The sequence below is a fragment of the Sphingomonas sp. G-3-2-10 genome (genome assembly GCF_012927115.1).
Taxonomy (GTDB): Bacteria; Pseudomonadota; Alphaproteobacteria; order Sphingomonadales; family Sphingomonadaceae; genus Sphingomonas.
Genome location: NZ_JABBFY010000002.1, coordinates 628,902 through 651,537 on the forward strand (window position 1 = coordinate 628,902; position 22,636 = coordinate 651,537).

The following is a 22,636-nucleotide window of genomic DNA, read 5'->3' on the forward strand; positions in this document are numbered from 1 at the left end:
CGCTGGCAGGGTTGACGAGTAGGCCTAACTAGTAGGAACATAACAGGAACAAGTGAGTCGTGATTCCCTTATGCCTGCCGAAACCATCCTTGCCGACACCGAACGCGCACGCCTGCTCGCCGAGCTCAAGGCGCGCATCGCCGTGCCGGTGGCGAGCGGCACCCCGCTGCTGCCATTCGGGATCGAGGCGCTCGATGCGAGGCTGGGCGGGGGCGGGCTCGACGGGGGCGGTCTCCATGAAGTGGCCGCCGCCTCGCCGACGCTCGGGGACGATGCCGCCGCGACCCTGTTCGTCGCCGGCGCCGCCGCGCGCTTTGCCGCCGAGCAGCATGCCATGGTGGCCTGGTCGCTCACGCGCTTCGATCTTTATGCGCCGGGACTCGAGCAGGCGGGGCTCCCGCCGGACAAATTGCTCTACTGCGAGGGCCGCGACGATGTGATGGCGCTCGCGCTCGCCGAGGACTGCCTGCGCTTGCGGACCTTCGCGGCGGTGGTGATCGAGGTGAAGGCCGCCGACCAGACCGCGACCCGGCGGCTCCAGCTGGCTGCTGCCGATGGGCCGACGCCGATGCTGCTGCTGCGCCGCTGGGCGCGCGCCACACGCGATCCGCTCGAAGTGCCTTCTGCCGCCTGCACACGGTGGCGGGTGGGCTGCGCACCGTCGGTGCCGCTGCCGCATGCCGGCGTCGGCCGCTCCTGCTGGTCGCTCGATCTTGTCCGCCAGCGCGGCGGCAATCCATTCTCTCTCATTGTCGAGGCCTGCGATGGCAAGGGTCGCCTCGCTCTACCTGCCCCAGCTCGCCTGCGAGCGGCTGCGGCGGCTGGAGCGGACCGCCGCGCCGCCTGAGCGGCCCTGGTCCCCCGCGCCGATCCTGCCGCCGGCCATCGACGACGATCCGGGCGCCTGCTCGGTCCCGCGCGGCGGGGCCTGGCGCCCCGGCGCGCGCTGGGCACAGGACGGCCGCGAAGGAGAAAGGGCGCGGATCGCGGCATTGCCGGCGCATCAGCAGCCGCCGATGCGGCTGCTCGGGCGGCGTTCCGAGCCCGTGACGCACCCGTTCCGGGCAATGCCTTCGGATGAAGGTGCGCCGGGCTCTACCCCTCCGCCGGCGCCGATCGCGCCGAACGCACCGAACACACCGATGGCGCCGCCTTGGGAACGGCCGATGGTGCTGATCGAGCGTGTCGGACAACGCGAGGTGGTGATTGCCGCCTGCCCGGTGGCGCTCGCGCTCGACCTGGTGCCCGGCATGGCGGCCGCGCATGCCCGCGCGCTGGTCGGCGATCTGGATGTCCGCGATGCAGACCGGCACGGCGACCAGGCATGGCTCGACCGGCTGGCGCTGCACGCCGTCGCGCACTGGACGCCGGTCGCGGCGCCCTCGGGCGACGACGGCATCTGGCTGGACCTGACCGGCACCAGCCATCTCCATGGCGGCGAGAAGCGCTTCTGCGTGCGCGTGCTCCGATTCCTCGCGCGACTGGGGTTTACCGGGCGCGTGGGGGTCGCGGGCACGCCCGGCGCGGCGCATGCGCTGGCGCGGTTCGGCGGCGAGCGCGTGACGATCCTGCCGCCGGGCAGCGAGGCGTCGGCGCTTGCCGGAATGCCTGTGGCCGCGTTGCGGCTCGAGTCGGCGGCGCTCGGCGCCGCCGCGCGGTTCGGGCTCGAGCGTGTCGGCGACCTCTTGCCCGTGCCGCGCGGGCCGCTGGCCAGGCGGCTCGGGCTGTCGACGGTGACGCGCCTCGACCAGGCGCTCGGCCGCGCCGCCGAGCCGATCGTGCCGGTCGTGCCGTTCGAGGCGCCCGAAGTATCGCGGCGGCTTCTCGAGCCGATCGCGACGCCCGAGGCGATCGCGCAGGTCATCTCCGATCTGGTCGCCGACCTGGTCGCCTTGCTCCAGCAGCGCGGGCTCGGGGTGCGCGCGGCGCGCATCATCGCCGAACGCGTCGACGGTGCCGACCAGCATCTGTCGATCGGCGCTTCGCGGGCTACGCGCGACCCCGCGCACCTCAAGCGCATGTTCGGCCTCAGGATCGACCGGCTCGAGCCCGGGCTCGGTATCGAAGCCATGCATCTGATCGTGCCCCACAGCGAGCCGCTCGGCGCGCGCATCGCCGGCGCGCTGATCGCGGATGGCAACGCGCCGCCGGATCTCGCGCCCGCGATCGACCAGCTCGCCGGACGCGCCGGGGAAAACGCGGTGTTTCGCATCGGGCTCGAGCCGAGCGACGTTCCCGAGCGGGCCGTGCGGCGGCTTGGCGCCCTGGCTGCTCCGGAGGGCTGGCCGGCCTGGACGCGACCGGTGCGGATCCTGCCCCGTCCCGAGCTGCTCAGCCATGTCGTGGCGCTTCTGCCCGACCATGCGCCGCGTCGCTTCACCTGGCGGGGCAAGCCCTACCGGGTGATCGCCGGCGACGGCCCCGAGCGCATCCATGGCGAATGGTGGCGCACCGACAAGGAGCTCTGGGCAGTCAGGGATTATTTCCGGGTGGAGGTCGAGGGCGGCCAGCGCCTCTGGCTGTTCCGCCGCGGCGACGGCGTCGTCCCCGAGACCGGGGATCTCAGCTGGTATCTGCACGGCTTCTTCGGCTGATGGGGGCTCCTTCGACCACCTATGTCGAGCTCCAGGTGACGAGCAATTTCTCGTTCCTGCGCGGGGCCAGCGCCCCCGAGGAGCTGTTCGCCGCCGCGGCGACCCAGGGCCATTCGGCGCTGGGGCTGGCCGACTGGTGCAGCGTCGCGGGCGTGGTGCGCGGCTGGGCCGGCCAGAAGGCGACGGGCGTGCGCATGATCCCCGGCGCCCGGGTCGATCTCGCCGATGGCCGGGCCTTGCTGCTCTATCCCGCCGACCGCCCGGCCTGGTCACGCCTCACCCGGCTGCTCTCGCTCGGCAAGGCGCGCGGCGGCAAGGGGCGCTGCATTCTCAATTGGGCCGATATCGGTCATCATTCAGAAGGCATCGTCGCGATCCTCGTCCCCGACATGCCCGACGCCGTGACTGCGGCGCATCTGGCCGAGCTTGCAGGCGTCTTCGGGTCCCGCGCCTATCTTGCGCTTTCGTTCCGGCGCAGGCCCGACGACCTCGAACGCCTTCATGCGCTGGCTGCCCGGGCGCGCTCGGCGGGCATCCGCGCAGTCGCGACCGGCGACATCCTCTATCATTCGCCCGAGGCGCGGCCGCTGCAGGATGTGGTGACCGCGATCCGCGAAAAGACCACGGTCGATGCGCTCGGCTACCGGCGCGAGCGCTTCATGGACCGGCATTTGAAGCCGCCTGAGGAAATGGAGCGCCGCTTCGCTGCCTTTCCCGACGCGATCGCCGCAAGCGCGGACATCGCGCGGGCGTGCACCTTCGATCTCGGCGAGATCCGCTACCAATATCCCTATGAGCAGGTGATGGCGGGCATGACCGCGCAGGAGGCGCTCGCCTGCCTGACCGCGCTGGCTGCCGCCGCCAGGTTCCCGGACGGGTTGCCCAAGGCCTATGCCGACCAGATCGCGCATGAGCTGCGGCTGATCGGCGAGCTCGGCTATGCCCCCTATTTCCTGACCGTCCGCTCGATCGTCGAGGAGAGCCGCCGACGCGGTATCCTCTGCCAGGGGCGCGGCTCGGCCGCCAACAGCTGCGTCTGCTATCTGCTCGGCATCACTTCGATCGACCCGATCCAGCATGAATTGCTGTTCGAGCGGTTCGTGAGCGGAGAGCGCAAGGAGCCTCCCGACATCGATGTCGATTTCGAGCATGAGCGCCGCGAGGAAATCATCCAGTGGATCTACGAGACCTATGGCCGCAGCCATGCCGCGCTGACCGCGGTGGTGACGCGCTACCGCACCCGTGGCGCGGTCGCCGAGGTCGGCAAGGCGCTGGGGCTGCCGCGCGACCTGACCAAGATGCTGACCGGCCTGGTCTGGGGATGGTCGATGGACGGCATCTCGGATGAGCAGATCGCCAGCCTCAACCTCAATTCGAACGATCACCGCCTCAAGCTGACCCTACGGCTCGCGCGCCAGCTGATCGGCACGCCGCGGCACCTGTCGCAGCACCCGGGCGGCTTCGTGCTGTCCCAGGACCGATTGGACGATCTCGTGCCGATCGAGCCGGCGCGAATGGAGGACCGCCAGATCATCGAATGGGACAAGGACGATATCGACGCGCTCCGCTTCATGAAGGTCGACGTGCTGGGGCTCGGCATGCTCGGCTGCATGAACCGCGCCTTCAATCTGCTCGAAGCCCATAAGGGCCTGAAGGTCGAGATGGCCGATCTCCAGGACGATGACCCCGAGGTCTACAGGATGATCCAGAAGGCCGACACGCTGGGCGTCTTCCAGATCGAGAGCCGCGCGCAGATGTCGATGCTGCCGCGGATGAAGCCGACCCGCTTCTACGATCTGGTCATCGAAGTCGCGATCGTCCGGCCGGGCCCCATCCAGGGCGACATGGTCCATCCCTATCTTCGGCGGCGCGAGGGCAAGGAGAAGCCCGAATATCCGAGACCCGAGCTGCGCGCGGTGCTCGAGAAGACGCTCGGCGTGCCGCTCTTCCAGGAGCAGGCGATGAAGGTCGCGATCGTCGGCGCGGGCTTCACGCCCGCCGAGGCCGACCAGCTCCGCCGCGCGATGGCGACCTTCAAGCTCACCGGCGGCGTCAGCCATTTCTACGACAAGCTGGTCGGCGGTATGGTTGCGCGCGGCTATCCGCAGGAATTCGCCGAGCGCACCTTCAAGCAGATCGAGGGGTTTGGCAGTTATGGCTTTCCCGAGAGCCATGCCGCCAGCTTCGCCAAGATCGCTTATGCTTCCTGCTGGGTGAAGCACCACCATCCCGATGTCTTTTGCGCGGCGCTGCTCAATGCCCAGCCGATGGGCTTCTACGCGCCCGCGCAGATCGTGCGCGATGCCCAGGCGCACGGCGTCGAAATCCGGCCGGTGTCGATCAACCACAGCCATTGGGACTGCACGCTCGAGCCGTCCGAGAAGTCCGGAGGCCGGTATCTGGCAGTCCGCCTGGGGTTCCGGCAGGTGCGCTCCCTCGCCAATGTCCATGGCGCGGCGATCGCCGCGGTCCGGGGCGACGCACCCTATGAAAGCATCGAGGAAGTCTGGCGACGCGCCGGCGTCCCCCGCGTCGCGATCGAGCGCCTCGTCGAGGCCGACGCCTTCCACTGCATCGCCGAGGATCGCCGCCAGGGACTATGGAAGGTCAAGGGGCTGGGCGAGGCGCCCTTGCCCTTGTTCGCGGCGGCAGATGCCCGTGAGGGCGGCTTTTCGCCCGAGGGCCAGGAGCCGCGCGTTACCTTGCAGCCCTTGAGCGACGGCCGCGAGGTGGTCGAGGATTATCGCACGCTGCAGCTGTCGCTGCGCGCGCATCCGCTCACCTTCCTGCGCGAGCAGCTCGCCGCCGAGCGCGTCGTCCGCTGCGGCGATCTCGCCTCGATCCGGGACGGACGCCACGTCGAGGTCGCGGGCGTGATCCTCGTGCGCCAGCGCCCGGGCTCGGCGCGGGGCGTTCTCTTCATAACGATCGAGGACGAGACCGGCGTCGCCAACGGCATCCTCTGGCCCGACCGCTTCGAGAAGCAGCGCCGCGTCGTGATGTCGGCGTCGATGGTGTCCTTGCGCGGGCGGCTCCAGAAGGAGGGCCAGGTCATCCATGTCATCGTCGACCGCGTCGTGCCGCGCGACGACATGCTGCGCTCGATCGGGCGGATGGAACTGCCGGTGACGTTCGGGCGCGGCGACGGGGCGACCCATGCCGGGGCGCCGGATCGCGGAGAGGCGGGATGGCGCCCGGGCCCGCGGGACCTCTATTCGCCGCCCTTCCCGAACGGCACCGACCCCGAGGATTTGATCAAGGTCCGCAGCCACGACTTTCACTAGGATCGGCAGGGCCGAGTCGCCTTTCCGTCAGGCCAGTCCGCGAACCAGGGGTCGTGATAACTAGTCATATCTGATTGATTATCGCAGGATGTGCGTTATATATGCTGCATTATGACTTCGCCAAAGACCCGACCGATATTGCGCCAGCTTGGCCATGACCTGCGCTCGGCGCGGCTCAGGCGGCGCCTGGCCGTGGCCGATCTCGCGCTGCGGTCGGGCTCATCGCCCAGCACCATAACCCGGCTCGAAAAGGGAGAGCCGGGCATCGGCATCGGTACGCTCGCCGACGTCCTGATCGTGCTCGGCCTCGCTGACCGCCTCGCCGAGCTGATCGATGTCCGCAGCGACGAGCTTGGCCTGGCCTTGACGGATCAAAGCCTGCCGCAACGGGGGCGGAACTCCCCGGCGGCGCGCCGAAAGCGCGGCGGGGAGGATGCCGCCAGAGACGATGCGTCCGACGACGATGGCGTCGCCTTCTGATGGCTGACTTTCGGGCACAGGTCGCGCTCGGCGAAGCGCTGGTCCCGGTCGGGCAATTGCGGTTCACGCATTCCGGGCCGCGGCAGTTCTCGAGCTTCGCCTATGACCAGGCCTGGGTCGACAATCCGCGCCGCTTCGATCTCTCCCCCGACATGCCGCTCGACGGCGGCCCGTATCATGCCTCGGCCCAGCAGGGCGAGCAGCGCGATGCGTTGGGCGGCGCCTTTGCCGACGCGGCCCCGGACAGCTGGGGGCGAAGGCTGCTGGAGCGCAACTACGGGAACGGCCTCAGCGAGTTCGAGTATCTGACGCTGTCCGACGACGCCTGCCGCCAGGGGGCGCTGCGTTTCCTCGATGCCGATGGCGCCGTCATCACCGGCGGCGCCGCCGATGCCGTGCCGCGTCTTATCGATCTCGAAGCGCTGACGGCGATCGCTCGCGCCTACGAGCAGGGCGCGGAGCTTTCAGCCGAGGATCTGGCGGCGCTCGCGGGCGCCGGCGGATCGGGCGGTGCGCGCCCCAAGGCCAATGTGCGCGACGGCGATCATCTGTGGCTCGCCAAATTCACCTCCGTCCTCGATCAGCAGCCCGTCGAGCGCGCCGAAGTCGCGGTGCTGCGCCTCGCCGCCAAATGCGGCATCACCGTGCCGGAAGTCCGTCTCGAGCTCGGCGATACGCCTTATCCCGTCGCGCTGCTGCGGCGCTTCGATAGGCAGGGCCCGGGACGCATTCCCTATATTTCCGCCCGCACCGCGCTTGCCAAGCGGGGCACCGCGCTCGGCTCCTATACCGAGATCGTCGATTTCATGCGCGGCCATTCGGCCGACCCGTTGCGGGATTTCCTCGAACTCTACCGCCGCCTGATCTTCACCATCCTGGTTTCGAACAAGGACGATCACCTGAAGAATCACGGCTTCCTCTATGTCGGGCGCGGCCAGTGGCGGCTGTCGCCGATGTTCGACGTCAATCCGGCGCCCGATCGCAATCCGCATCTCGAGACCGCGATCTTCGAAGGCGGCGCGCACGACCGATCCATCGAACTCGCCCTCGAAGCGTGCGAGTTCTTCGAGATCAAGCCGCCCGCGGCGCGGACGCTGATCCGCGATCTGGCGACCACGGTCGAGCAGAACTGGCGCACGGCCTTTCGCGATGCCGGGATCGCCGGTCCCCAGGCGCGCAGCTTCGAGCCCGCCTTCGAGCATGACGAAGCGGAGCTGGCGCGAAGCTTATAGTCATATATGACGTATTGTGGCGCTTAATGCGTCATATATGAATGTCGGCTGTGACGCCTATCAGGCGCTCAAGCAGCGCAGCTATCCGAAAAATGTATACATATTTCGGACAGGCCACGGCTCCGCCCGGTCAGTTGCGTGACACAGCGCCGCGGCTCAGCGCTCGCGAGCCTCGATTTCCATCAACCGTATCCGGCCCACCACCGACACGAAGAAGGCGGTCGACCAGCCCAGCAGGATGATGCCGTTGGCGCCTTCGATCGCGCCGAACACCCGCCACCCGCGCGGCAGCACGACGTCGCCATAGCCGATCGTCGTGTAGGTCGAGGTGGAGAAATACAGCGCTTCCTCGAAGCTGCCCAGCGCCCCCGACAGCGCATAGACCGCGGCATAGAGCCAGATCTCGGCGGCATGGAGCGCGAACAGCCCGCCCGCCGCGCCGGCGACACCCAGCCCGTCGCGCACCAGGCTGCTATGACTCGACATGCGTCGATGGTGATCGCGCACCAGCCGCATTAGCAGCGCCAGGCCGAGCAGATGGCTGACCACTGTGATCGTGGTGATCACCGTCGCCAGACCGAGTTGAGCAAATAACGGCATCGCCGCCTATCAAGCCTATCCTGAGGCCGGAACCGATACGCAAAGCTGCGTACTGCCGCGAGCTCGGCACTGATGGCCGGCGGCGGCCGGTTCAGCGTTTCAGATATTCCTCGACCGCATCGGCGCCGTTGCCGACGGCATCGACCGCCTGCTGCAGGCGCTCGCGGCTGACGCCGAACCTGTCGGTCCAATAGGCGACTTCATAATCCTCGCCCATGGCGATGCGCGAGGAATCCTGCGGGGCACGTAGCGTCTTGTTATCGCTCATTTCTCTCTCCTTCGTTCCACAGAATCGCCGACGGCCGACCAGGTTCCCATGGGCTGAGTTCCGGGAGGGGAAGGCCTTCCCCTGACGGCCAGCCGCGTCTGGCCGTACCCCTTCTGCGGGCGCTTCGCCCCGCAACGCCCCGAGAGAGGAAGAGCGCGGCCGGTTCGGCCGTGACGGGTTCAGGCAGGAGAGAGAGGCTCTCGGCGCCCGTCGCGGAGAATTTCCATGGCGACTGTCCTCAACCCCGCATCCGCGCCGCCTCGGCGCACCGCACCCTACAAGGTCGACATCTCGCGCGGCTCGCGCATCGGACGGGTCTCGTCCGAATGGTTCTCGCGGCCGGACGACGAGCGTTATCTTTCGCTCAGCGAGCTCCATGCCGCGACGCTGGCGCGGGCGCGGCGCGCCACCACGCGCACCGTCGAGACCCGCGAGGTCCGCGTCGAGGCGAGCCGCGACAATGTCGAGCGCCTGGCGCTGGTCGTGCCGGGTCGCGACGAGCCGGTCGCGCCGACCCACTGGTCGTTCGGCCAGCTGTGCAGCCTGGTCGGCGCGCCTTCCGCCTATCTGCGCGAGCTGCCGGCGCCGCTTGCCGGCATCAACCTCCAGCACGGGCTGCTCAGCCACCGCGCCGAGCTGATGAAGACGCTCGAGACCGAGGACGGCCGCACCGAGCTGCGCGCGGTCACCGGTCCCGACTATGGCCGGATCTGGGATCACGAACTGGTCGCCGCCGTCATGAAGATCGCCGGCAACGGCACCGGCGACACCCGCTGGAAGGTGCCCGGGCTGCTCGACTGGTCGACCATGACCCACAACCCGCATGTCGAGGTGACCAGGGATACGACCACGCTCTATGCCAGCGACCGTGACGTCTTCCTGTTCCTGGTCGACGATGCGCATCCGATCGAGGCGGGCAGGCTGCCGAACGGCGACCCGGACCTGTTCTTCCGCGGCTTCTACAACTGGTCGAAGGAGCTCTCGCAATGATTCCCATTCGCATGGCCCTGCTGCTCGGCAGCCTGCCGCTCTCCGCCTGCAGCGCATCGCACGCGCAGACCCCGCCGCTGGCTTTCGAAGCCGCACCTGCCGCAGTGCCGGAACCTGACCCGCCCAAGCCGGTCGAGATCGTGCGCATCCCCGAGCCCTTGCCGCTGCCCGGACAGTTGAAGCCGATTGCGGCACCGGTCGCACGCGAGCCTGCCGATCCGAAGACCCGGATCGGCAACGCCAACGCCGCGGCCCGCATGCAGCCGGCCCGCGACGGCTTCCTCAATGCGATCCAGCTCTATCCCTGGGCAGAGGGAGCGCTCTACCAGCTCTATGCCGCGCCGGGCCAGGTCACCGACATCGCGCTCCAGGAAGGCGAGCAACTCGCCGGACCGGGACCGGTCGCTGCCGGCGACACGGTCCGCTGGATCATCGGTGATACGGTCAGCGGGACCGGGGCCGGGCAGCGTGTCCATATTCTGGTCAAGCCAACACGGACCGGGCTGGTCACCAATCTGGTGATCAACACCGACCGCCGAACCTATCATCTCGAGCTGCGCTCGACGCCGGAGACCTACATGGCCTCGGTCTCCTGGACCTACCCCCAGGATGCGCTGATCGCGCTTGCGGCGCGCAACCGCGAGGCTGCCGCAGCGATCCCAGTCGTGCCCGACGTCGACATCGACGCCTTGCACTTCGGCTATCGTATCGAGGGTGACCGCCCTGCCTGGCGACCGCTTCGCGCGTTCGACGACGGGAAGCAGGTGTTCATCCAGCTGCCGCCGAGCATCGGCCGGAGCGACCTGCCGCCGCTGTTCATCGCTGGCGCCAAAGGCGAGGGCGAACTGGTCAATTATCGCGTGCGCGGTCGCTATCTCGTGGTCGACCGCCTGTTCGCCGGCGCCGAGCTGCGCCTGTTTGCAGGCAAATCCGAGCAACGCGTCCGCATTCTCCGCCAGGACGACGCGCGGGGGGGGAACTCGAGATGACCGCAGCCGCCGAACCCTCTGCTACAGCGCCGGTCGATCTGCGGCTGCGTGGCGATCCGCCCCGCGTCATGCGGCTTTCGCGCAAGGCTCTCGCGGTGGTGGGGCTACTCACCACTACGAGCATTGGCGGGGCGCTGATCTATGCGCTCCAACCCTCGGCCCCCCAGAGCCAGACCGAGCTCTACGCAACCGACAATCGCGCGGCGCCCGACAGCTTTGCCGGAGCGCCGAAGGACTATTCGCAGCTGCCCAAGCTCGGACCGCCACTGCCAGGCGATCTCGGCAGGCCGATCCTCTCTGCGCAGCAGCGGGGCGTCGAGGTCGCGCCGCCGCCGATCGGCGCTCCTTCGCCCGCGCCGACGGGCGGCGGAGCCAATGCCGCGCAGGCGGCGCGCGACCGCGTCCGCCAGGAACGGGATTCCGCGCGAACCGGCAAGGTGTTCGTCGGCCGCGAAAGCGCGGCGGCATCGACCGGTCCGACCGGCGCTTCGTCCTTGGCATTGCCCGCACCGTCCACGCCTGCCTCGGTGCCAGCCGCCACGGCCAGTGCCGGCACCGACCGGAGCGCGAAGCGCGATTTCCTGCAGGCGGGAGATAAGGGTCCGACCGAAAGCAGCTACCGTGTAGTGCAACCTGGCTCGCCCTATGTTGTGCAGGCAGGCAGCGTCATATCCGCCGCGCTGATTACCGGGATCCGCTCGGACCTCCCGGGGACGATCACCGCGCAAGTGACTCAGAATGTCTATGACAGCGTGACCGGAAGCCACTTGCTGATCCCGCAGGGCAGCCGCTTAATCGGCGAATATGATTCGCAGGTCTCGTTCGGACAGAACCGGGCCTTGCTCGCCTGGGACCGCTTGATCCTGCCCGACGGCCGCTCGATCCAGCTCGACCGGCTGCCAGGCGCCGACGTCGGCGGCTATTCCGGGCTGCAGGACCGCGTGAACCAGCATTGGGGCGGGATGCTTCGAGCGGCCCTGATCTCGACGCTGCTCAGCGCCGGTGCCGAAGTCGGCAGCAGCAACGACGATGATCTCGTCCGGGCGCTGCGGCAGGGCATGTCGGAATCCATCGATCGAACGGGACAGGATCTCGTACGGCGCCAGATGGGCGTCCAGCCGACGCTCACAATCCGGCCGGGATTCCAGCTGCGCGTCATCGTTACCCGCGACATCGTCATGGCACCGACTCAAGGAGACACGAAATGACGCTTAAGCTGGGGCCGATCGCCGACGACAAGCCGGTCAAGATGACGATCGAGATGCCCGCCGACGTCTATCGCGACCTGACCGCCTATGCCGAAGCCCATGCCGCAGAGAGCGGCCAGGCTTCGCACGGCCCGGCCAAGCTGATCGTCCCGATGCTTGTCCAGTTCATGACCGATGACCGTGCTTTCGCGAAGGTTCGGCGAACCGGCGGGAGTTGATCGACGCCAGGCATCAGTCACCGCGCAGGGCGGCGCGAACAGCCGCAGCAGCAGCGCCGAGATCGCTGTTGATCAACGTGCTGCTCACCCGGACAGCCCGAATGCCCAGCGCCGCGAGCTTGGCGTCGATCGCTTCATCCTTGGCGCGGCGCTTGGCCTGACGATGATGCGCGCCGTCGCAGAAAACTGCGACACGCTCGTCCGCGAAATAGAGGTCGACTTCGCTGATCAGCCCGGGTGCGTCGCGGAACTCCAGATCCTGCCAGAGATGGTACCATGACGGAAACAGTCCGCCATCCTCCATCACCAGCATCGGCGGCACGCCGAACAGACCGTGCCGTGCCAGCTCCTGCATCAGGAACAGCTCGATCGGCGTTTCCGTGCCCCCGATCCGACGGCACCCGATCCGCCCGAACGGGCGGAACATCAAGTCCATGCGCTTGCGCCGATATTTCTGGGTCAGCTTCTCGGTCGGCATGCCGATGTCGAACATCGCGACATCGTCGGGATCGAAGGTGGTCGCAAGGAAGACGTCTCGATGAGGATCCCGATCTCGTCGAGGAAATGCGTGCCCATGTTGGCGACCAGCCCGAGTGGACCGTAACATGCCCCATTCGCCGCTGAACGGATCATAGCAGGCATAGCCGGGCTCAGCCTCGCGCCACTTATCGCCGCCTGCCATCGCGGCGATGAAATCGACCGTCACTGTGCTCACCTTGCCGCGCTTGGACGCAGGCAACAGCGATAGCGCGAAGGGCGTGACGGTGCTGACCCCATCGGACTGCTCCACAGCAATCGTGCTCGCGATGACCGAGATCATCTGGACTCGGTGCCGCGCTCGCGAAACAGTGCAATCTCGCCCTCGGAAGGCTTGTCGAACAGCTTCCCACCCGCCGCCTGGAACATCGCCTTGGTGATCGGCTGAATCCCTCCTAGGTCCAGCATCGAGGCGCGCACCAGCTCAGGCACGGCACGCCAGTCGAGCCGGTAGGGCGGCCTAGGCCCGGCGACATAGGCGGAATCGGCACGCAGGATGGCGGGGCGGTTCTTGATCATGTCAGCCGATTTCGTCGGTCGGCCTAGCCTTATGTCCGGGCTGGCGAAAAGGCAGCGAATCGTTCGCTGCGACGCGGCTGGCCAGTCGTTCGGACGCTCAACGCTGGCTGCTGCCGCGCTGACGGGGCCGCCAAAGCTTTCTACTTCTGCGCCAGCCTGCGATGATAGCTGAATCCTGTTGCCGCGCTCGCATTTGCACTTCTCTTCCTTGCTCCCGACGCCGCGCATCCGCGCCGGCGAAAGGAGCATCGACATGTTCAAAGGGTTCGAGTTTCCGGTTCCTTACCGGCTGCGCCTGGGGGCGGCGGCGATGCTGTTCGCATCGCTGGCGGCCGGCCCGTCCTTCGCGCAGGAGGTCGGCGAGAACCGTGCTTGGCAGTTCGAGACGCCGCAGGATCTCGCCGCCCGCGCCGCGGTCGCCGACCTGATCGCGCGGACCCGCGCCGGCATCTATGCGGCACCGGTCTATAATACGACGATCGCCCGCCAGTATAACTGCTCGGTCGCGGCCAGCGCGGTCGGCAATAGCGGCGCGCAAAGCGCCGTCGCCAACTCACCGACCGTGACCGGCGCCACTTCGGCAGCGACCGGCAATACGGGCACTGCATTTGGCGTTCCGCACGCCGACCTCGCCCTCGACCAGCGCAACAACGGACCCGTCGCATCGACTGCGATCGGTCCCACTGCGGCCACCGCTGACGGCCCGGTGTGGCAGGCGCTCAATTCCGCGCAGACCAATTCCGGCGATCAGCGCGCCAGCGTTCAGGGCAGCACCGCCTGCGGGTTCGGAGCGCTCAACTGATGGCGACGCATCTCTTTCGCCACCCTGGTCGCCGGGCGCGCCTGCTGGTGTCTGTGCTTTTGCCGACGCTGGCAGGCTGCGTCAGCCTCAAACAGCAGCGCCTGGCGCCGGATGAGGAACCTGTGCTGCTCGGCGCCTCGGCGCGCGACAACCGCACACCGATGGATCCGGCCTTTGCCTGCTTTGGCGCTCAGCTAATGGCAGCACAGCGGCAGCCGCTGGTGATCGCGGTTGGCGACGTCCGGGACTTCACCGGCAAATATTCGGTCAATGAAGGCACCGCCATCACCCAGGGCGGTGCGCTGATGGTCGCCTCCGCGCTCGGCAAGCTGGCCGGGCCGGTCACGCTGGCCGAGCGCTTCGATCCCACCATCGGCGAGCGCGAGCTGGGATATACCGACCGCCGCCAGCTCGGCGACGGCAGTGCGCATATCGTGAGGGGGGCCGGTGGCGCATCGAGTGTGCCCTGGCTGCCCTATTATGGCGGCAGCATCGCCGCCTCGGACTATTACATCGTCGGCGGCATCACCGAGCTCAACTACAATATCCGCTCGGGCGGCGCCGAAGTCCGGGTCGGTCAGGTCGGTCCCAAGGCCCGCACCTATAACCAGTCGGTGGCGATCGATCTCAGGATTGTCGACACCCGCTCGCTGCTGGTCGCCCGGACGGTGAGCCTCACCAAGCAGTTCACCGGCTATGAGGTCGGCTTCAACACCTTCCGCTTCTTCGGCTCCCAGCTATTCGACGTGAACATCGGCGCGAAAGGGCAGGAGCCGCTCCAGCTAGGCATCCGGACAACGCTCGAGGAAGCGACGATGCGGCTGGTCGGCGCGGTTGCCCGGGTCGATCCCCAGAGCTGCATCGCGATGCAGTCGTGGAATCCCGCGACCACGCTTCCGCCCATCGGTTTCGCCGAGCGCGCTGCCCCACTTGTCAAGAGCGCCGCCCTGGCGGCGCAGGCGCTCAACACCGCCGCGCAGACAATTCCGGGAAGCGGCGACGGGGTAGCGCTGATGTTCGAGCCGGGGTCGTCCGACCTCGGCGGCTCGGCGTTGGCCGTGCTCGACCGCGTCGCCGGCGCCGCGCGGACGGGCCCGGTCGAGCTGCGGATCGCGGCGCGCGACGGGGAAGTGCTCGAGCCGGCCAATCGCGACGCGCTTACCGACCAACGCATCGCGGCGGTGGTCGCGGCGCTCGCCGCCCGCGGGGTCGGCAAGGCCGGCATCGCGCTGCGCTGGCGGCCAGCCCCGACCGACACGACCCTGCACCGGGGCGAAGCCGGCGCGCAGACCCTCGCTCGTCTCCGCATCGGCGGCTGAGCGGTCCGATCCCTCACGACAAGGGAGGCGCCGACCCGACACCCCCGGAAACCCTTCGACTGCCCACATCCCTTCCACCCGGAGTAACTTCATGTCCCGCATCTCTAATTCCCGCACCAAATTGATGATCGGCGGCGCCACTGCCGCGCTTGCCGCCATGCTTGCGGTCTCGCCTGCCGCCGCGCAGTCCAGCGACCAGGTCAGCGGCACGCGCGTCGCCGCCAGCCACCAGCGCGCCGACCATGTTCGCGCGCTTGCCGATACCAGCGGCTTCCAGAGCGTGGTGGCCGCACCTCCGGCCGATACCACCGACCTCGCGTTGCGCGACAATGCGGTGACCGCCTCGGTTCGCGTCAACCGCTCGGACAGCGACCTTGAAGTCGATTCAGCCGACCTGGGCGGCCAGCGCACCCCGGCCCGTTTCGCCTCTGGCAATGACGGTGTCGTCGCCGACGGCTCCGCGCTGCTGGTCACGACCCAGCATGGCATGTCCTCGACCGCGACTGCGCTCAGCACCGGCGGTGTGCTAGGCATCAACACCGATACCAGCCGCGGCAACCGCATCGCGGTTGCCGGCAACCGGCTGGACGCCCAGGCGCTCGGCAACGATGCGGCTGCGTCGCTTTCGCTGGGCGGACTCCAGGATCCGGCCGCGGGCGGCATTCTCGGCTTCCAGTCGAACGACGCGCGATCGGCCGTCACGTCGACCGAAATGGCCGCTGTTCGCATCGGCGTGGGCGCGACCACCGGCAGCAACCTGGCGCTGACCGGCAATCTCCTCCGCGCGCTTGGCTATGGCAACGCCTTCTCGAGCGTGTTCACGGTCGACGATGCACGCGCTCTCGGCTCGGGCGAGGGCGGCCCCGCCTCGCTGGTCCCGCGCGCCTCCAATGGCGACCCGATCGTCTCGGCCACCTTCGCGACGCTCAGCGACCAGCAGCAGGACGGGGCGGTGACAGTGCGCGCCGGCGAGGATGACGGATCGGACCCGTTTCACCTCGTCGTGTTCGGCCAGCTCGCGCAGTCGAGCGCCCGGCATGACGGCAATTCACTCGTCGCCGGCGGCTATGGCAATCAGTCCGACAATGCGGTGTCGCTGCGAACCGGAACCGTCTCGGGAAGCGGCGCCGTCGCCAACCTCACCAATGTCCAGCGCACCGGCAATGCCGATATCGAGGCCAACACGGTCGGCGGAATGCGGACCAACATCCTTGGCGCGGCGACTGGCGCGCAGGCAACGCTCTCTTACCATGAGGTGCGCGCTGTCGCGATCGCCAATCTCGCCCAAGGCAACCAGATGAGTGTCGAGGGCATCGCCCTCGACACGTTCGGCCTCGAATCTGGGCCGGTCGGCACCGCCTCGAGCGGCTATGACGGCAGCTCGAGCGTGACCGCAGCGTTCAGCGTCCACAATGTCCAGGACTTCGGCACCGCCAATGTGGGTGCGGTCTCGACCAGCGCGCTCAAGCTCGGGGTGCTGGGGCCAGTCGAAGGATCGTCGGTCGCTGCCGACCGCAACCGGGTCAGCGTCGCTGCCACCGGCAACGGCGCGACCAACGGCCTCAGCCTCACCGCGCCGTTGCTTCGCACCAGCGCCGATCTCAACAATGTCCAGAGCGGCAATGGCGGGGTCCAGGTGGAAGCAGGCAACGGCCTCGCGCCGCTCGGCGTCGTCCTCGCGCTGCCCGCGACCGTGCTCGGCTCCGACCTTTCGGTCCGGGACAATGTCCTGGCGGGCACCGCGATCGGCAACTCGGCGTCGAACGGCTTGAGCGTGAGCGGCACCAGCCTCGCCAATGGCAGCGGCCATGACGAAGCGGTCTCGGGACCGCTCCTCAAGGGCTATGGCGCCGCCGCCGACTATGCGCTGGCGAGCGGCCAGACGCTCGGCCTGTCCCGCGCGCTGGAAGACGCGGTCGGCATCGACAGCACCGTCGCCGGACGTTTCGGGATGCTCGGCGATTTCCGCACCTATGGCTCGGACTATCGCATCGAAGCCAACCGGGTCGCCGCGACGATCATCGGCAATAGTGTCGCCAACCGGCTGTCGGTCGAAGGGGTCAGCCGCGGCGAAATGAGCCTGCCGGCACCCGGCGTGGCCCTGTCCTCGGCCCAATATGGCGAGGTGATCGGCAAGGCGCATGCCTATCAGGCGCTGGTCGCGCCGGGATCGCTGGACAGCTCGAGCGTCTCGGTGAAAGGCAATTCCAACCGGGCTTATGCCGGGCTCAACGAGGCCGACAACCTGCTCTCGATCGACGCCGTCACTGGGAGTACGCTCACCGGCCGCAACGCGCCGGTCTCCATCGGCAGCAGCGTCGCCGTCTCCGGCGACGACGTTCTCGGCAATCTCCAATTCGCCGGCGGCAGCATTTCCGCCGACGCCGTCACCTCGATCGAGAATGGCGATAGCGGCATCGGGCTGGCCGGCTCGCGCCTCGCAATCGAAGGCAATGCGACCGCCGCCGAGGCCGTGGCGAACCGGGCGACGAACATCGTCGAGATCGATAGCGGGGGCACAAGCCCTGCCGCCGGGCTCGGCAATCTGCAGATCAACACCGCGGCTGTCGGGGCAAATGCGTCGCTCGATGCCGGCTACCGCGTCTCGTACCATCCGGTCCTGCCGATGATCGGCGGCTCCTCGGTCTCGATCGCCGACAATGCAACCAGCGCGCTGGCGCGCGGCAATGCCGCCGATAACCAGCTTGTCGTGCGGGCCGGCGGGGCGATGGCCGCGGCATCGGCCGAGGCCGGCAGGTACGACCTTTGGGCGGATGCGGGCGCACCGCTGCTCAACGCCCAGACCAACTATGGCAGCGTCTTGGCCACCCCGTCGAACAGCCTGGTCGGTTCGGCCTTCAACGGACCGGTCGCCGCCATGGCCGACGCATCGATGACGATCGGCGGCAACAGCGTCTCGGCCGCCGCCTATGGCAATGTCGCGACCAATGCGGCGAGCCTGTCGGCCTTCGGGCAGCCGCGCAGCGTCTCGGTGGTCAGCAGCCAGACCAATTTCGGTCCGGTCACCGCGCTGGCGACCACCAACCAGCTGACCGTGCCGCTCGCCGCGATGACCAGCAGCCGCTTCGCCCTCACCGGCAACCAGGTGAGTGCGGTCGCGATCGGCAACCAGGCGACGAACACGATCACCAGCCTGCGCTGATCCGCTCCTTCGGTCCCGCGCCCCCTGGGACCGAAGACCGGCGGGAAGGGTCGCCGCGCTCCCCCCTCGCGCGGCGGCCCTTCGAATCTTTGAAGGCGCCTCTCAGTGCGGCGGCAGCGGCCGGCCGTAGCGATGCGCAAGCATCTCCAGGAAGCGCCGCAGCGCGGCGCTGTCATTGTCCCGGCGCCAGTGGATCGCCTGTTCAAGATGCGTGGCACCGAACGCGTCATGCACGGGGCGCAGCACCAGTTCGTCATCCTCGCTTGCCACGCCGGTGGTGACGATGGCGGATCCGTTGCCGGCGAACGAGAACAGATTCTCGCGGCGCACGTCCTGGACCCGAACGCTGGGGCCAAAGCCCGGACCCGACAGACGCGAGGCGACCAGATCATTGAGGAAGGGACCGGGATCGACCTTGCTGATCACGAAAGTCACGCCGCGCAGGTCCGTCCAGAACAGAGGGTCGCGCGCGCATAGCGGGTCGCCCCGGGCAAGGCCGATCAACACCTGCTCGCTCCAGAATGACAGCGAGACGATGCCGGCGCGCTGCACTTGGCCGCTCAACACCGCGAAGTCGATCTGGTCGCGCTCCAGGGCGCCCAGCAGCCGCGTCCGACTGCGCTCGCGCGCGGCCAGCTCCACATCCGGCCAGGCCGCACGGAAGTCTCGAATTATTGCGGAGAGGTCGCCGCTGCCCAGCGACCCGTGAAAGCCGAACCGCAACAGCCCTGCGGTCCCCCGCGCGATCGCTGCGCAGTCCTGGTCGAGCGCGTCGATGTCCTCGACGATCTGGCGCGCCTTGCGCAGGACGCCGAGACCGGGGTCGGTAGGCACCACGCCCTGCGTCGAGCATCGGAACAACGCGACGCCCAGCCTGTCCTCGAGATAGTGGATGCGCTTGCTGAGCGTTGATTGCTTGATTCCGAACCGGGCAGCCGCTTGGCTGAAGCTGCCGCTATCGGCGGCAGCAAGCGCGTAGCGTAGCAAATGCACCTCGATCATGCCCGCTCCTGCGCACGCCGTTGCGCCGCTATACGGACTGGCGATCACGCCCCTGCAGCATCCTTTGCAACCGATCGTGCGACCATTCCAAGAAATGGGGTGGCATTTTCATAGATGGATTTACAGGTGGCAGTTTGCACGCACGTCCGGAGTTGGGCCGCTAGCTGACAGTCCGTTTTCAGTCCGGCGATCTCGATAGCCGCCAACCGCCCCTTACGACCCTAATCCTTGCCATTCAGCGCAACTGGCTGCGGCTTGAAAGCGACCGTGCAACAAGATGAGCAATGCGGTTGCGCGGATAAACTCTCGATCGGGATCGCTGCGGACGACCGTTCCTGGGTCGGTGGCGGTGTCTTCGCTCTAGTCACGGCTTCCTGAAGGCAGAGATCGGTGCGCGGTGCGTCAACGGCCATCCGTGGCGGCAAGGGGTGCCAAACCTACCAATGGTTTGACGGTATTGGAGGTCGTCCCGCCGACGGCAACGGCGGAATAATCAGAGCCAGCGCCGAACCTCTACTTTATAGCGCCCGTAGTCGTCGCCGAACTTCGCTTCGAGATATCTCTCTTCGCGGGCAATCACCTGCGTCTGGATCGCGATCAGCACCAACGGGAGTAAGGCGAAGGCGATCGGCCCGTCGAAGCCGATCGCAAGGCCGGCATAGACAAGCGCCATGCCCAGATACATGGGATTACGAGTCCACTGATAAGGACCGGTTGTGGCGATGTGGGTCACTGGCTGCGACGGCGAAATATTGGTGCCCAGCCGCCGGAACAGCCCCGCCGCCGCAACCATTATCGCCGCGCCTGCGACAACCAGTGGCGCCCCCGTTGCGGCCAGCAGCCGCCAGCCAATGCCGAAAGAATGCAAGTTGACGGATCGCTCTGCCGCCAGCCCCAGCAGCAGCGCTCCCAGATAGACGAAGGGCGGAGGGAAGCCTACGCCCGCGCTGTCCGGTTCGGTGGCCATGCTCATCTCCCGAGCTAAGCGCTCAGCATCGACTGCTGGGCGAATATACCCGCCATCGCGCCTTGCCACGAAGCAGTGGTGACCGAAGGAAGCTGCGGGTTGGTCAGGTCGCCCGCGGCGTAGATGCCGGGCACGCTGGTCTCGCGGCGCTCGTCGACCTTGAGGACGATACCGAGGGGCGTGTCGGCCGTGGCGAGGTCCAGTGATTCATGCAGGCTTGCGGACGGCCTGTTGCGCGGATGCGCGAATAGGATGTCTACCGAAACCTTGGAGCCGGTATCGAGCGCGACGATTGCATTATGTTCTCCGTGATGGCCGATTTCGGCGATCCGGCCATCGACGACAGCTACCTTGCGACGCGCCAGGTCGGTCCGGATATCGGCCGGAATGTCGTGGCCATCAGCCAAGACCGTCAGCCTGTCGGTCCAATCGCGGAACAGCCTGACCTGATTGTGCGACTGCGGCCCGGACCAGACGAGGCCCCAATGCTGATCGGCGACTTCGAAGCCGTCGCAATAGGGGCAGGGTATGACGGACCTGCCCCAGCTTTTGGCAAAGCCCGGAACATCGGGCATCTGGTCGACGACGCCATAGCTCAGGATCAGACGGCGTGCGCCAAGGCTTTCGCCGCTGTCGGTGAGGACGGAGAAGTTGTCGATGGTGCCGGAGATGCTTTCGGCTCGGGCATGGACCAGCCTGATCGCCGGATAGCGGCCGATCTGTTGCCGCGCCTCTGCCAAGATATCCAGCGGTGGTTTGTGATCATGGCCGAGCATGCCATGAGAATGGCCGGCGAAGCGGTTGCGCGGCAGGCCGGTATCGAGAACGGTGACCTTGCGGCGGGCGCGGCCGAGCTGCAGCGCGGCGGAGAGGCCGGCAAAGCTGCCGCCGATGATGATGACGTCGTTCATGATGCGCTCCGGATTGTGGATCAAGGGGCTTGGTTTGGCTCAGCGGACGCGAGGTCTCCCTTCTTGGCGAGACGTGGTTCCGCTCAACGCGGCATTCCGTGTATCGGGAGCGTCCCAGCCTCCACCCAAGGCACGAAACGAGGCAATGGCGGCACGCGCAGCCGCCCCTCTGGACTGGATTTCGGCGTCGCGAATTTCGAGAAGGCGCCGATCGACGTCGAGTATCTCGAACAAGCTGACGACGCCGCTTTGATAGGCGGCGAAGGATGATGTGCGGGCTTTGCTCAGGGCTGAAATCCCGTCCGCAAGGATGGTCGCGCGATCCTCCTGCTTGGCTAGGGCAGAAAAGGCATTCTCCACGTCCTCACACGCCCTGAGGACCGTCAGGCGATAGAAAGCCAGGGCCTCCGCGTTACGGCCTTGGGCTGCGGCGATTTCGGCATCGATCCTGCCAAAGTCGAACAGTCTCCAGCGCAGTCCGAGAACGCCATTGGCCTGCACGGACCTCCCGCCAAACAAATCGCTAGCTCCCATGGTCGCCGTGCCCAGCAATCCGCTCAGCGAGAATTTGGGGTAATATTCTGACATTGCCGCGGCGATTCGCGCGTTCGAGGCGGCGAGCGTGCGCTCGGCCGCTATGATATCGGGCCGACGGCGCAGCAGTGCTGCGGGCCCTCCCGCGCTTGAAACCGCCGGGGCGACCGGAATCGGCGTCACGGTCGCGAGTTCGGGCCGGGTGGATCCGGGCTGCAGACCCAGAAGCACGTCCAACGCATTCGTCGCAACCTCGAGGCTCTGCTCGAGGTCCGGAATCGCGGCCCTCACTTGCGCGAGTGCGCCCTCGACCTGCCGCAGCTGAAGTTCCGCCGCGATACCGTTGCGGTACTGGAGCGCGACCAGATCGACCAGCTGCTGCTGGATTTGCTGCTGGCGATGCGCAATGGCGAGCCTTGCTTGCAGGCTGCGAATAGCAACGTAGGTGTCGGCTGTCTGCGCGGCTACCGCGACCCTTGCGGCGCTGGCTGCCGCATCGGATGCCTGCCAATCGGCACGCGCGGCGTCGCGCGCGGCGTCCTTCCCGCCGAAGAGGTCGACCTCCCAGCTTGCACCGAGGTTCAGATCATAACCTTGCGTTTCTCTTTCGAAACCCGGTATGGCGCTGGCGATACGGCCCGGCGGCGTCTCAAGAGACTGATAGCTTTCGCTAACCTGGCCACTGACCTGACCGGCGGGAAGGAGTCGCGCGTCGGCATGCTGCAGGGCGGCGCGTGCCTGAGCGACCCGGGCGGTTGCCTGCTGCAGATCGAGGTTCTGCACCAGTGCACGCTCCACCAAGTTAGTCAGCAGAGGATCGTCGAACGACCGCCACCAATTCACCAGATCGACCTTTACGGCTCGTTCGGCGTTTTCATCGACGGCAGGGCCGCCCAAGAATGCGGGCGGCATTGCGGGCTGCGGGGGAACATAGTTCGGACCGACCGAACAGCCTTGGAGAAGTGCCGCCGTCGAGGCGGCGATCATTATCGAACTTGGGATTTGCATGGCTCGTATCC

General features: G+C 67.5%; 19 protein-coding genes and 1 pseudogene. 12 read left to right on the plus strand and 8 right to left on the minus strand.

Translation table 11 applies throughout. The annotated features are described in order from the left end of the window. Window positions 1-52: 52 nt before the first annotated feature. The 5 genes from HHL13_RS19715 (at window position 53) to HHL13_RS19735 (ending at window position 7,590) form a co-directional block, all read left to right on the plus strand. Entirely contained in the window at window positions 53-847 is a 795-nt protein-coding gene (locus HHL13_RS19715) for a protein ImuA (protein ID WP_346775596.1), read from the plus strand. Continuing rightward, the gene (locus HHL13_RS19720) at window positions 750-2,594 is read left to right on the plus strand and encodes a DUF6504 family protein (protein ID WP_346775597.1); all 1,845 of its coding nucleotides are present in this window, start codon (window positions 750-752) and stop codon (window positions 2,592-2,594) included. The genes HHL13_RS19715 and HHL13_RS19720 overlap by 98 nt, the downstream gene beginning before the upstream one ends. After that, window positions 2,594-5,878 carry an error-prone DNA polymerase gene (locus tag HHL13_RS19725; RefSeq protein WP_169557624.1) on the plus strand — a complete coding sequence of 1,095 codons (3,285 nt, stop codon included), beginning with the start codon at window positions 2,594-2,596 and terminating at the stop codon, window positions 5,876-5,878. Before HHL13_RS19720 ends, HHL13_RS19725 begins: the two co-directional genes overlap by 1 nt. A gap of 111 nt (window positions 5,879-5,989) precedes the next feature. Then, entirely contained in the window at window positions 5,990-6,358 is a 369-nt protein-coding gene (locus HHL13_RS19730; protein WP_169557625.1) for a helix-turn-helix transcriptional regulator, read from the plus strand. Beyond that, window positions 6,358-7,590, plus strand: a complete 1,233-nt coding sequence (locus HHL13_RS19735; RefSeq protein WP_169557626.1) for a type II toxin-antitoxin system HipA family toxin — start codon at window positions 6,358-6,360, stop codon at window positions 7,588-7,590. Before HHL13_RS19730 ends, HHL13_RS19735 begins: the two co-directional genes overlap by 1 nt. 156 nt (window positions 7,591-7,746) lie before the next feature. On the opposite strand, the gene HHL13_RS19740 is transcribed toward HHL13_RS19735, so the two are convergent. Both HHL13_RS19740 and HHL13_RS19745 read right to left on the minus strand, forming a co-directional pair. Beyond that, window positions 7,747-8,190 carry a potassium channel family protein gene (locus HHL13_RS19740; protein WP_169557627.1) on the minus strand — a complete coding sequence of 148 codons (444 nt, stop codon included), beginning with the start codon at window positions 8,188-8,190 and terminating at the stop codon, window positions 7,747-7,749. 91 nt (window positions 8,191-8,281) lie between these two features. After that, on the minus strand, window positions 8,282-8,458 hold the full coding sequence (locus tag HHL13_RS19745; RefSeq protein WP_169557628.1) for a DUF3606 domain-containing protein: 177 nt from the start codon (window positions 8,456-8,458) through the stop codon (window positions 8,282-8,284). A 225-nt stretch (window positions 8,459-8,683) separates the two neighbouring features. On the opposite strand from HHL13_RS19745, the pseudogene HHL13_RS19750 reads away from it, so the two are divergent. The 4 genes and pseudogenes from HHL13_RS19750 to HHL13_RS19765 all read left to right on the plus strand — a co-directional run. After that, a pseudogene (locus HHL13_RS19750) lies at window positions 8,684-9,439 on the plus strand (DUF932 domain-containing protein); the annotation flags it as partial. Window positions 9,440-9,459: 20 nt separating this feature from the next. Next, window positions 9,460-10,437 carry a P-type conjugative transfer protein TrbG gene (gene trbG / locus HHL13_RS19755; RefSeq protein ID WP_346775598.1) on the plus strand — a complete coding sequence of 326 codons (978 nt, stop codon included), beginning with the start codon at window positions 9,460-9,462 and terminating at the stop codon, window positions 10,435-10,437. Beyond that, window positions 10,434-11,645, plus strand: coding sequence for a TrbI/VirB10 family protein (locus HHL13_RS19760; protein ID WP_169557630.1), 1,212 nt, complete (start codon window positions 10,434-10,436; stop codon window positions 11,643-11,645). The genes trbG and HHL13_RS19760 overlap by 4 nt, the downstream gene beginning before the upstream one ends. After that, window positions 11,642-11,863 carry a DUF2274 domain-containing protein gene (locus HHL13_RS19765; RefSeq protein WP_169557631.1) on the plus strand — a complete coding sequence of 74 codons (222 nt, stop codon included), beginning with the start codon at window positions 11,642-11,644 and terminating at the stop codon, window positions 11,861-11,863. The genes HHL13_RS19760 and HHL13_RS19765 overlap by 4 nt, the downstream gene beginning before the upstream one ends. Before the next feature lie 13 nt (window positions 11,864-11,876). On the opposite strand, the gene HHL13_RS19770 is transcribed toward HHL13_RS19765, so the two are convergent. Together HHL13_RS19770 and HHL13_RS19775 are read right to left on the minus strand one after the other, a co-directional pair. Beyond that, window positions 11,877-12,683 carry a hypothetical protein gene (locus tag HHL13_RS19770; protein ID WP_169557632.1) on the minus strand — a complete coding sequence of 269 codons (807 nt, stop codon included), beginning with the start codon at window positions 12,681-12,683 and terminating at the stop codon, window positions 11,877-11,879. Beyond that, window positions 12,680-13,174: a hypothetical protein gene (locus HHL13_RS19775; RefSeq protein ID WP_169557633.1), complete on the minus strand. Its 495-nt coding sequence runs from the start codon at window positions 13,172-13,174 to the stop codon at window positions 12,680-12,682. Before HHL13_RS19775 ends, HHL13_RS19770 begins: the two co-directional genes overlap by 4 nt. Here HHL13_RS19775 and HHL13_RS19780 point away from each other — a divergent pair. The 3 genes from HHL13_RS19780 to HHL13_RS19790 all read left to right on the plus strand — a co-directional run bounded on the left by HHL13_RS19780 (window position 13,173) and on the right by HHL13_RS19790 (window position 18,203). Then, the gene (locus tag HHL13_RS19780; RefSeq protein WP_206377137.1) at window positions 13,173-13,721 is read left to right on the plus strand and encodes a hypothetical protein; all 549 of its coding nucleotides are present in this window, start codon (window positions 13,173-13,175) and stop codon (window positions 13,719-13,721) included. The two genes, HHL13_RS19775 and HHL13_RS19780, sit on opposite strands and share 2 nt — an antisense overlap. 47 nt (window positions 13,722-13,768) lie before the next feature. Beyond that, complete coding sequence (locus tag HHL13_RS19785; RefSeq protein ID WP_346775599.1) at window positions 13,769-15,040, plus strand: CsgG/HfaB family protein; 1,272 nt, start codon at window positions 13,769-13,771, stop codon at window positions 15,038-15,040. Between the two features lie 91 nt (window positions 15,041-15,131). Then, on the plus strand, window positions 15,132-18,203 hold the full coding sequence (locus HHL13_RS19790; RefSeq protein ID WP_169557635.1) for a hypothetical protein: 3,072 nt from the start codon (window positions 15,132-15,134) through the stop codon (window positions 18,201-18,203). Window positions 18,204-18,305: 102 nt separating this feature from the next. Here the strand turns inward: HHL13_RS19790 and HHL13_RS19795 are convergent, their stop codons facing one another. From HHL13_RS19795 to HHL13_RS19810, 4 genes are all read right to left on the minus strand, one after another. Then, entirely contained in the window at window positions 18,306-19,205 is a 900-nt protein-coding gene (locus HHL13_RS19795) for a LysR family transcriptional regulator (protein WP_169557636.1), read from the minus strand. Between the two features lie 493 nt (window positions 19,206-19,698). After that, window positions 19,699-20,172, minus strand: a complete 474-nt coding sequence (locus HHL13_RS19800; RefSeq protein WP_169557637.1) for an isoprenylcysteine carboxylmethyltransferase family protein — start codon at window positions 20,170-20,172, stop codon at window positions 19,699-19,701. Window positions 20,173-20,186: 14 nt separating this feature from the next. Continuing rightward, on the minus strand, window positions 20,187-21,083 hold the full coding sequence (locus tag HHL13_RS19805) for an NAD(P)/FAD-dependent oxidoreductase (protein WP_169557638.1): 897 nt from the start codon (window positions 21,081-21,083) through the stop codon (window positions 20,187-20,189). Window positions 21,084-21,122: 39 nt separating this feature from the next. Next, window positions 21,123-22,604, minus strand: coding sequence for an efflux transporter outer membrane subunit (locus HHL13_RS19810; RefSeq protein WP_240953909.1), 1,482 nt, complete (start codon window positions 22,602-22,604; stop codon window positions 21,123-21,125). Window positions 22,605-22,636 lie beyond the last annotated feature (32 nt).

Coding starts and splice junctions, on each gene's coding strand:
- HHL13_RS19725 (WP_169557624.1), top strand. CDS start 2,594: ATGGGGGCTCCTTCGACCACCTATGTCGAGCTCCAGGTGACGAGCAAT.
- HHL13_RS19730 (WP_169557625.1), top strand. CDS start 5,990: ATGACTTCGCCAAAGACCCGACCGATATTGCGCCAGCTTGGCCATGAC.
- HHL13_RS19735 (WP_169557626.1), top strand. CDS start 6,358: ATGGCTGACTTTCGGGCACAGGTCGCGCTCGGCGAAGCGCTGGTCCCG.
- HHL13_RS19740 (WP_169557627.1), bottom strand. CDS start 8,190: ATGCCGTTATTTGCTCAACTCGGTCTGGCGACGGTGATCACCACGATC.
- HHL13_RS19745 (WP_169557628.1), bottom strand. CDS start 8,458: ATGAGCGATAACAAGACGCTACGTGCCCCGCAGGATTCCTCGCGCATC.
- trbG (WP_346775598.1), top strand. CDS start 9,460: ATGGCCCTGCTGCTCGGCAGCCTGCCGCTCTCCGCCTGCAGCGCATCG.
- HHL13_RS19760 (WP_169557630.1), top strand. CDS start 10,434: ATGACCGCAGCCGCCGAACCCTCTGCTACAGCGCCGGTCGATCTGCGG.
- HHL13_RS19765 (WP_169557631.1), top strand. CDS start 11,642: ATGACGCTTAAGCTGGGGCCGATCGCCGACGACAAGCCGGTCAAGATG.
- HHL13_RS19770 (WP_169557632.1), bottom strand. CDS start 12,683: ATGATCTCGGTCATCGCGAGCACGATTGCTGTGGAGCAGTCCGATGGG.
- HHL13_RS19780 (WP_206377137.1), top strand. CDS start 13,173: ATGTTCAAAGGGTTCGAGTTTCCGGTTCCTTACCGGCTGCGCCTGGGG.
- HHL13_RS19775 (WP_169557633.1), bottom strand. CDS start 13,174: ATGTCGATGCTCCTTTCGCCGGCGCGGATGCGCGGCGTCGGGAGCAAG.
- HHL13_RS19790 (WP_169557635.1), top strand. CDS start 15,132: ATGTCCCGCATCTCTAATTCCCGCACCAAATTGATGATCGGCGGCGCC.
- HHL13_RS19795 (WP_169557636.1), bottom strand. CDS start 19,205: ATGATCGAGGTGCATTTGCTACGCTACGCGCTTGCTGCCGCCGATAGC.
- HHL13_RS19800 (WP_169557637.1), bottom strand. CDS start 20,172: ATGGCCACCGAACCGGACAGCGCGGGCGTAGGCTTCCCTCCGCCCTTC.
- HHL13_RS19805 (WP_169557638.1), bottom strand. CDS start 21,083: ATGAACGACGTCATCATCATCGGCGGCAGCTTTGCCGGCCTCTCCGCC.
- HHL13_RS19810 (WP_240953909.1), bottom strand. CDS start 22,604: ATGATCGCCGCCTCGACGGCGGCACTTCTCCAAGGCTGTTCGGTCGGT.